The organism is Lentzea xerophila (assembly GCF_051094245.1).
Lineage (GTDB): Bacteria > Actinomycetota > Actinomycetes > Mycobacteriales > Pseudonocardiaceae > Lentzea > Lentzea xerophila.
Map to the genome: position 1 here is coordinate 2,187,254 of NZ_CP194934.1, position 12,224 is coordinate 2,199,477.

Below are 12,224 nucleotides of genomic sequence, written 5' to 3' on the forward strand. Positions count from 1 at the left end.
CCGGGGTCACCGTTCCGATTCTACGAGGGGACAGATCATGACGCGCACACCGGCACAGATCGTCGACCACGTCCGCCGGCAGGTGGCTGGGGAACAGGGCCACGACTCGTTCGCGGACCTGTTCGCCGCGGACGGCGTGCTGGCCTACCGCTTCCCGGCGCCGTTCCAGCAGCCGGAGATCCGGGGCCGCGACGAGATCCGCGCCTACTTCGACACCATGCGCGGGGCACGCGTCCGCGAGAAGATCGAGATTCAGCAGGTCGAGGCGATCACCAGGCTCACCGACGACCCGGACGTCGTCGTCGCCGAGATCACCCACCGCGGCTGGTCGAAGGTGAAGCAGGACCATTACGCGTTCACCGCCATCGCGATCATCCACTTGCGTGACGGCGAGATCGTCCGCTACGACGACTACATGAACCCGCTGCTGCTGCAGGAGCTCCTCGGCGCATGACCTTCGACCTGTCCGCCTGGTGCTCGTCGGAGCTGGGGAGTCCCGTGGCCGAGGTCCTCTACGAGAGGGTGTCGATCTCCACGGTCTTCGGCGTGCGCCTGGCCGACGGTCGCGAGGTCTACGTGAAGGTCCGCCCGGACGACGGCCGCGCCGCGTCCTGCGTGGCCGCGCAGGCGTCGTTGGCGTCGCGGGGGTTCCCGTGTCCCCGCCCGCTGACGCCGGTCGTGGTCGCGGGCCGGCTGGCAGTGCACGCCGAGGAACCGTTGCCCGGCGGGGAGATGCTGCTCGGCTCCACCCCGGACGTCGCTCGCCGCTACGCGGCCGTGTTCGCCCGGCTGATGGCTCTGCTGGCCGACGTCTCCGTCCCACCGCCGCACCCGTCACCGCGCTGGGCCCGCTGGGACCACACCGATCCTGGTCTGTGGCCGGCGATCGGCTTCCTCGACGCGCGGGACCAGCGCGCGGTGCCGTCCGTCGTCACGGAGATGGCCTCCCGCGTGCGCAAGCGGTTGCTGGCCACCGACCTGCCGTGCGTGCTGGGCCACGCCGACTTCGAGGCGCAGAACCTCCGCTGGCAGGACGGCGAGGTGCTGGCCGTGCACGACTGGGACAGCCTGGCGTGGCAACCGGAGGCGGCCCTGGCCGGTGCCGCGTCCGGCGCGTTCGCCAACGTGCCGCCGCCGGGTCTGGTGCCGATCGAGAGCTCGGCGGCGTTCCTGGAGACCTACCAGTTCCGCCGCGGGCGGGCGTTCTCCGCGGAGGAACTGGAGGTCGCGTGGGCCGGGAGCATGTGGACCGCCCTGCACAACGCGCGGTGGGAGGTCCTGCACGGTGACGCTCCGGTGTCGCTCGACGCCGTCCGCGAGCAGGGAGCCGAACGCCTCCGCCTCGCGAGGGCCTAGCCGGCCGCGCGCCGGCGCCGCTCCGCCAGCACCGCCGACAGGTACGGGTGCGGATGCGTCTGCTCGACCCGCGGCGACCGGATCGCCGCGCCGACGTCGTCCGACAGCCGCGACCCCAGATCCCACCGCGCCTGCTCGTTCAGCTCGTGATAGCGGCTCAGGTACTGCCGCGCCGCCAGCACCAGGTCCTCCGGCAGCTGCGAGAGGTCGAGCCCCGACGCCCACTGCGCGAGCTGCGGCGGCATCACGGCGAGCTCCACCTGCTGGCGCGGCACGCGGGTGTGGATCACCACCGTGCCGGCGAGGTAGTCGCCGACCCGCTTGCCCTGCGCCGAGAAGAGGGAGACGAACAGCGCGATCGCGCCGCCGAGGCCCAGCACCCAGAAGTCCACGATGAAGCCGGTGAGCGAGCGCACCAGGGCGTGGCGGAAGCGGATCGCGCCGCCGTCGTCGCGCACCACGCGCAGGCCCATGGCGAGCTTGCCCAGCGAACGCCCTCGCGTCGCGGTCTCCATCGCGGTCGGGAAACCGATCATCACGGCTATCAGCAGCGTGAGCGTGAGCGCGTCCCGCAGCGCGTTGTCGAGGTCGATCGGCGTCATCAGCATCACGATGACGAGCAGGCCGAACTGCACAGCCACGTCGATCGCGAAGGCGACCGCCCTGCTCGCGAGTCGTGCGACGCGCAGGTCCAGAACTACGGCTTCACCGGTGACGAGGTCCCCCACGCGGATAGTGTGACTCATCGTGGATCTGGACGTCTTCATCGATCGCCACCGCGAGTCGTGGCAGCGGCTCGAGCACCTGGTCAGGCGGTCCGGGAAGCTCAGCGGGGCCGAGGCCGACGAGCTGATCGAGCTCTACCAGCAGGTGACGACGCACCTGTCGGTCGTGCGCAGCCAGATGCCGGACCCGGCCACGGTCGAACGGCTCTCGGCGCTGGTCGCACAGGCTCGGTCGGTGCTCACGGGCACACACGTGCCGGCGTGGAAGGTGTTCGCGCGCTTCTTCACCCACCGGCTGCCCGCCGCGATCTACCTCGGCTGGCGGTGGTGGGTGCCGGCCGGGCTCGCGTTCTACCTGGTCACCGGCATCATCGCGGCGTGGATCGCGGCCAACCCGGACGTGCAGGCGAGTATCGCCGCGCCGGACGAGATCCGGGAGATGACGAGGGTCGGCGGCGGGTACGAGTCCTACTACTCCAGCGACCCCGCCGGGTCGTTCGCGGCGAAGGTGTGGACGAACAACGCCTGGGTCGCCGCGGCCTGCCTGCTGCTCGGCGTGCTGTTGGCGATCCCGCCGATCTACCTGCTCTTCACCAACGCCCTCAACGTCGGCGTCGGCATCGGGCTGATGTTCGGCGCGGGCCGCGGAGGGTTGTTCCTCGGACTGTTGGCGCCGCACGGGCTGCTGGAGCTCACGGCCGTGTTCGTCGCGGCGGGCATCGGCATGAGGCTGGGCTGGCAGGTGATCGACCCCGGCAACCGCACCCGTGCCCAGGCCCTCGCCACGGAGGGACGGTCGGTCGTCGCGGTGGCGCTAGGACTGGTCGTGGTGCTGCTCGTGTCCGGTGTCCTGGAAGGGTTCGTGACGCCGTCCGGGCTGCCGACGTGGGCGCGCGTCGGCATCGGCGTGGTGGCCGAGGTGCTTTTCCTGCTGTACGTGTTCGTGATCGGACGGCGGGCCGCGCGCCAGGGCGAGACCGGCGACATGGACGCGAGCGAACGTGAGGACGTCGCGCCCGTCGCCGTCTAGACCCGTCTTCCGCACATAGAAGTGAGTGACTTGATCAGGCGGCCCAGTGGCTGCCTGATCAGGGAGTTCTGCCAGGGTGTCCGGTCGTGGATCAACGTGGACAGCGGGCCCGGTATGTGACGGCGAGGCTGGAGAAGTCGCTGGGCGCGTTGCCGGTCGTGGCCGACTACTGCCGCCGCCTGGACCTGGCCGGGATCATCGACCGGGCGTGTCCGGTGCGTGATCTCGCGCATCTGAGCCACGGCCAGGTGATCGAGGCGCTGATCGCGAACCGGCTCACCTCGCCCGCGCCGCTGGTCCGGGTATCGGAATGGGCCGGCCAGTGGGCGGTCGAGGAGGTTTTCGGCATCGCCGCCGAGCTGCTCAACGACGACCGGATCGGCCGGGCGCTGGACGCGATCGCGCCCGAGCTGGACGGGATCATCGGATCCGTTGGGGCCCAGGCGATCTCGGCGTTCGGGCTGGAGGTGTCCCGGCTGCACTGGGACATGACCTCGATCTCCCTGCACGGGGACTTCGCCGGCAACGACGAGGACTACCCGGCCCCGAAGTACGGCCACCCCAAAGACCGCCGCCACGACCTCAAACAGATCCAGGCCGGGCTGGCGGTCACCTCCGACGGCGCGGTCCCGGTGTTCCACCGCGCCTACGACGGCAACGCCGGCGAGGTGACTCAGGTCGTCGCGGCGATGACCGCGCTGACGAAAATGGCCGCGCCGCGGGACTTCTTGCTGGTCGGGGATTCCAAACTGGTGTCCTGCAGCAACCTTGTGGCGATGGCTGATGCCGGTGTCGCGTTCCTGGCGCCCGCGTCCAAGACCTACGTCCCGGCCGCTGTCCTTGCCACGCTGGACATCCACGCCGCAGTCGAGGTCGACCACGTGGCCGAACGAGACCTGGGAAAGCCTACCGCCGAGCAGGGCCGGTGGCGGGTGCTCGAGGACACTATGACGCTGACCGGGCCCCGCAAGAAGGACCCCGTGCTCACGCTGCGCCGGGTGTTCGTGCACTCCACCGCCCGCGCCCAGGCCGCCGTCACCGCACGAGAACGCAAACTCGCCCAGGCCCGCGCCGACCTGGGGCGGCTGGCACGCGGGCTGGGCAGCCGGCACTATCCCGACGCCGCGTCAGTCACCGCCCGGATCGCCACGATCAGCAAGGCCCGCCGGGTCAGCGCCTTGCTGCGCGCCACGGTGAGCACCGACCCCGCCACCAGCAAACCCGCCCTGGCCTGGGAGTTCGACGACCAGGCCCTGGCCGCCGAGGCCGCCCTCGACGGCTGGCACGCGCTGCTGACCAACCTTCATCCCGCCGACGCCGACACGGCCGAAGTGCTGCGCCGCTACAAGGGCCAGGAAACCGTCGAACGCCGCTACGGCGCGTTCAAGGGACCACTCGCGGTGGTGCCGCTGTTCCTCAAGAACAACCGGCGCATCGCCGCGCTGATCACCGTGATCTGCCTGGCACTGCTGATCTTCTGCCTGATCGAACGCCAGACACGACTCGCGATCGCCCCGCACACCACACTCGACGGACTCTACGTCGGACGCCCCGCCAAACCCACCGGCCGGCTGATCTTCGAGGCGCTGGCCCGGCTCCGGCTCATCCCTGCCACCGCGAACGAACCTCCCGGCATCCCGCAACCACCACCACTACAGGCCACACTCCTGGCCCTGCTAGAGGTTGATCCAACCAGGCCAAGATGATCAAATCCCACCTCGGAAATGATCACCAAAGTTGATCAACCCCCATGTGCGGAACGCGGGTCTAGAGCTTGCCCGCGGCCTTCAACGACAGATAGCGGTTCGCGAGAGCGCGTGGCAGGTCGTCGGGCAGTGCGTCCACGACGTCGACACCGTGCCGTGCGAGCAAAGCGGTGATACGGCGTCGTTCGGCCAGAGTGCGTTCCGCGGCAGCGGCCGAGTACACGGCCTCCAGGTCACCACGTCCGGCCGCCATCGCGTGCACGGCCGGGTCGGACACCGACGCGATCAGCAAGTGGTGCCGCGTGGCCAACGCCGGCAGTAGCGGCAGCAGGCCGTGCTCGATGGACGGCTCCAACGCCGTCAGCAGCACGACCAGCGAGCGGCGACCGGCACGGCGGAGCACCTCGGCGACGGCGCCACGGGCGTCGAACTCCACCAGCTCGGCCTCCAGCGGTGCCATGGCCCGCACGAGGACCGGCAGCGTGGCGCGCGGCACCGAGGCACGCACCTTGTGGCTGAACGCGAGGAAGTCGACCTGGTCGCGGGCCTGCGATGCCAAGGCGGACAACAACAACGCGGCGTCCATCGACGTGTCGAGGCGGGGCAGGCCACCCAGCGCGCCCTCCACGCGGCCCGCCGAGGTGCGGGCGGTGTCGAGCACGATCGTCACCTGGCGGTCGCGTTCCGGGCGCCAGGTGCGCACCACGACGTCGGACGACCGGGCCGAGGCACGCCAGTCGATGGAGCGCACGTCGTCGCCGATGACATACGCGCGTAGCGAGTCGAACTCCGTGCCGGCACCACGGATCAACGACGCGCGACGGCCGTCCAGTTCGCGCAGGCGTTCCAGCAGCGGCGGCAGGTGGCGGCGGCTGTGGAACGGCGGCAACGCGCGCACAGTCCACGGCACGACATGCGAGCCCTGCCGTGCCGCGACACCCAACGGCCCGAGCGAGCGCACGGTCACACGGTCGGCAACGCGATCGCCGCGACGCACAGGCCGTAGCTCGAACGACAACACACGCGACCCACCGCCAGGCACATCCACAGCCACCCGGTCGGCCACCACACCGGCAGAAGGCGCCCATGCGTCACGAAGAACGCCACGCAGCCGACGTCCGGGGTTGTGCACGGTCAGCTGCACCACACACGGTTCGCCCGTGCGCACCGAAGTCGCTCCAGCGCGCGAGAACGTCAACGGCCGGACGCCGGCGGCCAACAACAAGTCCACGGCCACACACGCCAGCAGCACAGCGAACACGACGAGAATCCCTTGCCACGACGGCAAGAAAAGTCCGACGACGAGAACCCCGAAGAGCGCGAGCAGGCCCGCGCGGCCCGTGAGCGCCACGTCAGCGCGGCACCTGGACCGCGCCGAGCACGCCGTCCAGCACGCCGTCCGCCGTCACGCCCTCCAGTTCGGCCTCCGGGCGCAGTTCCAGCCGGTGCCGCAGAGCGGGCCGGGCCAGCGACTTCACGTCGTCCGGCGTCACGTAGTCACGGCCGGACAACCACGCCCACGCGCGCGCGGCAGCCAACAGAGCCGTCGCACCACGCGGAGAAACGCCCAGACGAACAGCCGGGGACTGACGGGTCGCACGGCAGACATCGACGACGTACGCGATCACCTCAGGTGCCACGGTCAACGCGCGCACGGCCGCGGATCCCGCCTCCAGGTGGGCAGCGCTCGCGACGGCCGACAACGCGGAAAGGTCGCGCGGGTCGAAGCCGGACGCGTGCCGGGTCAGCACGTCGATCTCGTGCTCCCGCGCCGGGACCGGCATGGTGACCTTGAGCAGGAAGCGGTCCAGCTGCGCCTCGGGCAACGGGTAGGTGCCCTCGTACTCCACCGGGTTCTGCGTCGCCACCACGATGAACGGCGACGGCAGCGGCCGCGTCTTGCCGTCCGCGGAGACCTGCCGTTCCTCCATCGCCTCCAGCAGCGCGGACTGCGTCTTCGGCGGCGTCCGGTTGATCTCGTCGGCCAGCAGGAGGTTCGTGAAGACCGGGCCGTCGCGGAACGAGAACGCCGCGTTGTGCGAGTCGTAGACCAACGAACCCGTCAGGTCGCCGGGCATCAGGTCCGGCGTGAACTGCACACGCGTCGTCGACAGGTCCAACGCGCGCGCGAGAGCACGCACGAGCAACGTCTTCGCAACGCCCGGCACGCCCTCCAACAGCACGTGTCCCTTGCACAGCAACGCGAGGATCAACGACGTCACGGCGGCGTCGTTGCCCACGACGGCCTTGCCGATCTCCGCGCGCAACGCCACGAGCGCCGTGCGGGCTTCCTCGGTGGTGACCACTGCCGTCATCCCTTGCGCACCTCGTTCTCCACAGCGTCCAGTTCAGCAGCCAGCGCGACCAGCCCCCGGTCGTCCACCGGCCCGTCGTCGTAGAGCAGCGCCCGCACCGAAACGGCGGGTCGCGAAGTCCTGCGGGCGATCTCCTCGGACGGATCGTCTCCCGGCGGCACGCCCAGCAGTGGCGCCAACCTGTCACGAGTCGCCTGGCGCAGCACAGAAGCAGCGTGCGAGGCGGCGTGCGACCGGCGGTACAGCCGGGCCCTGCCCTCCACGGTCTCGGCCGCGCGCACCAGGACCGGCAGCGGTTCGGGCACCACCCGGCCGAGCCTGCGCGCCCGCCACAGCGCGATCAGCACGGCCGCGATGCCGAGCTGCAGCGCGCCGAACTTCCAGCCGTCCGGGATCAGGTCCGTGAGCGTCTTCTGCTGCGACCTGTCGGCCGCGGACGGCACGTACCAGACCAGCCGCTCGTGCTGTCCCAGCAACGACAACGCGAGCGCCGCGTTGCCCTCCTGGTCGAGGTCGCGGTTGGTGAAGATGCCGCCGAACCCGATCGTCGTCACCGTGCCGGTGCGCACCAACGTCGAGTCGTAGCAACTCTGTTCGCCCTCGTAGGTGAACCCGCCCATCGTCGCCGCGCCGGCCCTGTCCGCCAGCGGGCAGCCGGGCTGCCTGGTCTCGGGCTCCAACCGGCTCATCCCGGGAGCGGGCGCGAGGAGCACGGTCGCGGAGGCCCGGCGGCTCAGGTTCGCGAGCCGTTCCGGGTCGATCAGGTTCGGTTGCGTCACGAACAACGTCGCACCGTCCACAGCGGACGCGTCGTCGGTGAGCTCGACGCGCACACCGTTCTGCTCCAGTAGCCGGGCGACGGCGTGGCTGCCTTCCGGCTGGAACGACCGGGGGTCGAGCGATCCCCCCTCGCCGCTGCCGCGCAGCAACGTCAGCACGACGGCCGTGAACAGGATGATCACGCCGATCAGCAGCGGGCCGCGCGCGGCCGTCCAGATCCGCCCGGCGTCGGGGGAGACCGCCGTCATCCGCGGACCCTGTCGTCGACGGAGACCAGCAGCCGGTACCCGTCCGCCGTCGCGGTCCTGCCGCCGTACCAGACGTCGTCGAACTGCACCGCCGCCCCGCGCAGGTCGCCGGCGAGCACCGGAAGCGCCTTGCCCGCCTCGAAGGCCACCTCGTCCACGGTGCGGCCGGCCCGCTCGTCGAGCACGCCGCGCTGCTCCAGCTCCCGCACCACCGCGCGGAAGCGTTCGCGCACGGCCTCGGCCAGGTCACCGGCCGCGGCGGCCTTCTCGGCGGCCGCCCGGTGCTGCGCGGCGGTCAGGACGGTCGGCCCGAACACCTTGCCGCCGGACCGCAGCGCACGGCTGGTGCGTCCCGTGCGGAGCCGGATGACGATCGCGATGATCACCGCCAGGGCCACGATGACCGTGACCGCGGTGATGCCGCTCATGCCGCCCGCCCCGGCGAACATCTCGCCGAGGCGGTCCAGGATCCAGTCGAGGGCGCGTTGCAGGGGGTTCGGGTCGTCGGAGACGTACGCCGGGTCGCTGAGCTCCCGGACGGCCGCCTCCCTCGCCTCGTCGCGGCCGAGATCTACCGGTACGTCAGCTACCGCCATGCCCCGCGGCCCGCTGGAGTTCGATGTCCATGCCCTCGGAGCGCATCCGGCGGTCGACGTAGACCAGCACGGTCACCGCGGCGCTGAACGGCAGCGTGATCGTCGAGGCGATGATGGCACCCAGCGTCGACAGGACCAGCGCGCCCGCGCTCAGCATGGCGGCCGGGTCGTCGCTGAAGCCGGTGGTCGCGAGGCCCAGCAGCTCGAACGGCAGGCTGACGATCCAGCCGATCACCGCGCTGATCAGGACGGTGAGCAGCAGGATGCCGAACGTCCGCCACCACGCGCCCTTCACGAGCTTCATCGAGCGGCCGAACGCGGTGCCGACGCCGCAGCGCTCCAGCACCAGCGCGGGCGTGACCAGGGCGAACAACACCCACAGCCAGACGCCGGGAACGATGCACAGGACCAGGCCGACGACGATCACGAGAGTGGAGAGCAGCGTCGCGCCCAGCAACGGCAGCAGGCGCGGCTTGAACTCCTCCCACGCCTGCGCGAACGTGACGGGCTTGCCCAGCACCGCGTGACCCACGATGACGGTGACGAAGCCCGACAGGAACACCGTGCCGAGCAGCACCAGCAGGACGCTGAGCATCGTCCCGCCGAGGAAGCCGGCGAGGGTCGAGGTGAACTGGTCGAGGAACTGGTCCTCGGTCATCGTGTTCGGGTCGATGCTCGCGACCCTGGTGAGGTCCTCCAGGAACGGCAGCTGCACCAGCAGGCCGAGGATCTGCGTGACCGCCGCGACCACCGCGGCCGCGCCGAGGAGCAGCTTCGGGTACCGGCGCATCGTCGTGATGGCGCCGTCCACGATCTCGCCCATGGCCAGCGGGCGCAGCGGGATCACGCCGGGCTTGATCGACGGCTGTGCTCCTGGCGGCGGCGGGGCGTTGTAGCCGTACTGCGGCTGCTGTCCGTACGGCGGTGGCTGCTGCGGCTGGTTCGGTGGCTGGTCGGGTGAGGACCAGCCGGGCGTGTCGGACATCTCGGCTACCCCCGGTCGTAGTGTGAGCGGCATCCTGCCAGATCAGGACGGCCGCCACCGGTCGACCTGATCACGAAACGAGCTCGGTCCTCGCCCTGGACGGTGTCGTGCGTCGCATGCCCGCGCTGACACACCGCCTGACCACCAGTGGTTGTTCGCGCATCAGCCGCAGCCCGCGCCTGACCAGCGTCGGCACCGGCTTGCGGGCCTCGGCGACGTCGCGGGCGAACCGGCGGACGAACGTGACCGGAGGGCTCGGCGCGAGCACGATCGCGTCCCGGAGCACTCCGGCCTCCCTCGCGCCCTGGACCAGCAGGTCCGCGAACAGGCCCTCCGCGATGAACGCGGGCGCGTCACCGAGCATGATCGTCTGGGTGCCGACCGCGCGGTCCTCGCTGATGGAGTAGACCGGCGCCTCGACCGTGCCCGTGTCCGACAGCTCGATGATCGCCCGGAGCGCCTTGTCCGCGTTCCACGAGCCGATGGCGTCCCAGTCCGCCCTGCCGTGCTCGTCGCGGGGCAGCAGCGGGTCGTCGCCGTCGCGGTAGAAGTCGTCGAGGCGCAGCACCGGCCAGCCGAGGTGGGCGGCGAGTGTCGACTTGCCTGAGCCGGAGGGTCCGGCGAGCAGCACGGCACGAGGGATGGGCACGGAACGCGATTTTCGCACATGACCTACGCTCGAACGCATGAGCGAAGGTCTGTTCGACGAGGGCCTCTTCGGCGCGACCGACGAGGAGAAGGCCGAGCGCATCGCGGCCAACGCCCCGCTGGCCGTGCGGATGCGTCCGGCGGTGCTGGACGAGGTCGTCGGCCAGGACCACCTGCTCGGACCCGGCGCGCCGCTGCGCCGCCTGGTCGAGGGCGCCACGCCGGCGTCCGTGATGCTCTACGGCCCTCCCGGCACCGGCAAGACGACCCTCGCGACGCTGGTCTCCAAGGCGACCGGGCGCCGGTTCGTCGCGCTGTCGGCCCTGTCGGCCGGCGTGAAGGAGGTGCGGGCGGTCATCGACGAGGCCCGGCGCCGCCTGGTGCGCTCCGGCGAGTCGACCGTGCTGTTCATCGACGAGGTGCACCGGTTCTCCAAGACCCAGCAGGACGCCCTGCTGGGCGCGGTCGAGGACCGGATCGTGCTGCTGGTCGCGGCCACCACCGAGAACCCGTTCTTCTCGGTCGTGTCGCCGTTGCTGTCGCGGTCCCTGGTGCTGCAGCTCAAGTCGTTGACCGACGACGGCGTGCGGGAGGTCATCCGCCGTGCGGTGTCCGACGAACGGGGGCTCGGCGGTTCCGTCGTCCTGGAGCCCGAGGCCGAGGACCACCTGATCCGGCTGGCCGGTGGCGACGCCCGCCGGTCGCTGACCGCGCTGGAGGCGGCGGCGGACTCCGCGCTGGCCTCGAACGACGGCGTGATCACGCTGGCGCTGCTGGAGTCCACTGTGGACAAGGCGGCGGTGCGGTACGACCGCGACGGCGACCAGCACTACGACGTGACGTCGGCGTTCATCAAGTCGATCCGCGGCTCGGACGTGGACGCGGCGCTGCACTACCTGGCCCGGATGATCGAGGCGGGGGAGGACCCGAGGTTCATCGCCCGGCGGCTGGTGATCCACGCCAGCGAGGACGTCGGCATGGCCGACCCGACGGCGTTGCAGACGTGCGTGGCGGCGGCCCAGGCCGTGCAGCTCATCGGGTTGCCGGAGTGCACTCTGAACCTCGCGCAGGCCACGATCCACCTGGCCACCGCGCCGAAGTCCAACGCCGTCACGACCGCGATCCACGCGGCCATCGAGGACGTGCGCAAGGGCGCCATCGGTGCCGTGCCGGCACATCTGCGGGACGGGCACTACGCGGGGGCGGCGAAGCTCGGCAACGCACAGGGCTACCGGTACCCGCACGACGTGCCGGAAGGCGTGCTGACACAGCAGTACGCGCCGGACGACCTCGTGGGCCGCGACTACTACGAGCCGACGGGCCGGGGCAACGAACGCGCCGTGGCCGAGCGGCTGCCCCGGTTGCGCCGCGTGATCAGGGGCGAGTAAACCGTTTGGTGCCGTGTGCATGATCGACGCATGGAACTCGTGCCGCACAACCCCACTGACGGCATCTATCCGGCCAGCGACGACTACGTGCACGCCATGGAGGTCCGTGGCGCGGGGCGGCTGTTGTTCGTCGCCGGGACCATGGGCCTCGACGCCACCGGGAGGCCCGGCGCCGGCCTGGCCGAGCAGCTCGACCTGATCTGGTCCAACATCCGCACGATCCTCGCCTCGGCTGGCATGACCGTCGCCGACATCGTGCGCCTCACCAGCTACCTGCGCGACGAGTCGTATGCGGAGGCGAACGCCGCCGCCCGCACGGCGGCGCTCGGTGGCAGGCCCGTGCCCACCACCGCGATCGTCGCCACGACGCTGGTCAGCGACTGGCTCGTGGAGATCGAGGTGGTCGCGGCCGGGTAACTCGCTTGGCGGGGCGCGTAACTTCGGCGA

General features: G+C 71.0%; 13 protein-coding genes. 6 read left to right on the plus strand and 7 right to left on the minus strand.

Annotated features, from left to right (window positions below; translation table 11 throughout):
• Nucleotides 1–37: 37 nt before the first annotated feature.
• Together ACRSBM_RS10805 and ACRSBM_RS10810 are read left to right on the plus strand one after the other, a co-directional pair.
• Complete coding sequence (locus ACRSBM_RS10805; RefSeq protein WP_434442571.1) at nt 38–454, plus strand: nuclear transport factor 2 family protein; 417 nt, start codon at nt 38–40, stop codon at nt 452–454.
• The gene (locus ACRSBM_RS10810; RefSeq protein ID WP_434442573.1) at nt 451–1,356 is read left to right on the plus strand and encodes a phosphotransferase; all 906 of its coding nucleotides are present in this window, start codon (nt 451–453) and stop codon (nt 1,354–1,356) included. Before ACRSBM_RS10805 ends, ACRSBM_RS10810 begins: the two co-directional genes overlap by 4 nt.
• Here ACRSBM_RS10810 and ACRSBM_RS10815 read toward each other — a convergent pair.
• A complete protein-coding gene (locus ACRSBM_RS10815) occupies nt 1,353–2,084 on the minus strand; it encodes an RDD family protein (protein WP_434442575.1) in 732 nt (243 codons plus the stop codon). The two genes, ACRSBM_RS10810 and ACRSBM_RS10815, sit on opposite strands and share 4 nt — an antisense overlap.
• Before the next feature lie 19 nt (nt 2,085–2,103).
• On the opposite strand from ACRSBM_RS10815, the gene ACRSBM_RS10820 reads away from it, so the two are divergent.
• Together ACRSBM_RS10820 and ACRSBM_RS10825 are read left to right on the plus strand one after the other, a co-directional pair.
• A complete protein-coding gene (locus ACRSBM_RS10820; RefSeq protein ID WP_434442576.1) occupies nt 2,104–3,111 on the plus strand; it encodes a stage II sporulation protein M in 1,008 nt (335 codons plus the stop codon).
• An 86-nt stretch (nt 3,112–3,197) separates the two neighbouring features.
• Nucleotides 3,198–4,817, plus strand: coding sequence for an IS1634 family transposase (locus ACRSBM_RS10825; RefSeq protein ID WP_434442577.1), 1,620 nt, complete (start codon nt 3,198–3,200; stop codon nt 4,815–4,817).
• A 61-nt stretch (nt 4,818–4,878) separates the two neighbouring features.
• Here the strand turns inward: ACRSBM_RS10825 and ACRSBM_RS10830 are convergent, their stop codons facing one another.
• From ACRSBM_RS10830 to ACRSBM_RS10855, 6 genes are all read right to left on the minus strand, one after another.
• Nucleotides 4,879–6,168: a DUF58 domain-containing protein gene (locus ACRSBM_RS10830; RefSeq protein ID WP_434442579.1), complete on the minus strand. Its 1,290-nt coding sequence runs from the start codon at nt 6,166–6,168 to the stop codon at nt 4,879–4,881.
• Nucleotide 6,169: 1 nt separating this feature from the next.
• Entirely contained in the window at nt 6,170–7,132 is a 963-nt protein-coding gene (locus tag ACRSBM_RS10835; RefSeq protein WP_434442581.1) for an AAA family ATPase, read from the minus strand.
• The gene (locus ACRSBM_RS10840; protein ID WP_434442583.1) at nt 7,129–8,160 is read right to left on the minus strand and encodes a DUF4350 domain-containing protein; all 1,032 of its coding nucleotides are present in this window, start codon (nt 8,158–8,160) and stop codon (nt 7,129–7,131) included. The genes ACRSBM_RS10835 and ACRSBM_RS10840 overlap by 4 nt, the downstream gene beginning before the upstream one ends.
• Nucleotides 8,157–8,756 (minus strand): DUF4129 domain-containing protein, encoded by a 600-nt coding sequence (locus ACRSBM_RS10845; RefSeq protein ID WP_434442584.1) that lies wholly within the window; start codon nt 8,754–8,756, stop codon nt 8,157–8,159. The genes ACRSBM_RS10840 and ACRSBM_RS10845 overlap by 4 nt, the downstream gene beginning before the upstream one ends.
• Nucleotides 8,743–9,741: a hypothetical protein gene (locus ACRSBM_RS10850; RefSeq protein WP_434442585.1), complete on the minus strand. Its 999-nt coding sequence runs from the start codon at nt 9,739–9,741 to the stop codon at nt 8,743–8,745. The genes ACRSBM_RS10845 and ACRSBM_RS10850 overlap by 14 nt, the downstream gene beginning before the upstream one ends.
• Before the next feature lie 70 nt (nt 9,742–9,811).
• The gene (locus tag ACRSBM_RS10855) at nt 9,812–10,390 is read right to left on the minus strand and encodes a uridine kinase family protein (protein WP_434442587.1); all 579 of its coding nucleotides are present in this window, start codon (nt 10,388–10,390) and stop codon (nt 9,812–9,814) included.
• Between the two features lie 37 nt (nt 10,391–10,427).
• On the opposite strand from ACRSBM_RS10855, the gene ACRSBM_RS10860 reads away from it, so the two are divergent.
• Nucleotides 10,428–11,777 carry a replication-associated recombination protein A gene (locus ACRSBM_RS10860; protein WP_434442588.1) on the plus strand — a complete coding sequence of 450 codons (1,350 nt, stop codon included), beginning with the start codon at nt 10,428–10,430 and terminating at the stop codon, nt 11,775–11,777.
• 30 nt (nt 11,778–11,807) lie between these two features.
• Nucleotides 11,808–12,194, plus strand: a complete 387-nt coding sequence (locus tag ACRSBM_RS10865; protein WP_434442590.1) for a RidA family protein — start codon at nt 11,808–11,810, stop codon at nt 12,192–12,194.
• Nucleotides 12,195–12,224 lie beyond the last annotated feature (30 nt).

Coding starts and splice junctions, on each gene's coding strand:
- ACRSBM_RS10845 (WP_434442584.1), bottom strand. CDS start 8,756: ATGGCGGTAGCTGACGTACCGGTAGATCTCGGCCGCGACGAGGCGAGG.
- ACRSBM_RS10835 (WP_434442581.1), bottom strand. CDS start 7,132: ATGACGGCAGTGGTCACCACCGAGGAAGCCCGCACGGCGCTCGTGGCG.
- ACRSBM_RS10810 (WP_434442573.1), top strand. CDS start 451: ATGACCTTCGACCTGTCCGCCTGGTGCTCGTCGGAGCTGGGGAGTCCC.
- ACRSBM_RS10805 (WP_434442571.1), top strand. CDS start 38: ATGACGCGCACACCGGCACAGATCGTCGACCACGTCCGCCGGCAGGTG.
- ACRSBM_RS10850 (WP_434442585.1), bottom strand. CDS start 9,741: ATGTCCGACACGCCCGGCTGGTCCTCACCCGACCAGCCACCGAACCAG.
- ACRSBM_RS10860 (WP_434442588.1), top strand. CDS start 10,428: ATGAGCGAAGGTCTGTTCGACGAGGGCCTCTTCGGCGCGACCGACGAG.
- ACRSBM_RS10840 (WP_434442583.1), bottom strand. CDS start 8,160: ATGACGGCGGTCTCCCCCGACGCCGGGCGGATCTGGACGGCCGCGCGC.
- ACRSBM_RS10865 (WP_434442590.1), top strand. CDS start 11,808: ATGGAACTCGTGCCGCACAACCCCACTGACGGCATCTATCCGGCCAGC.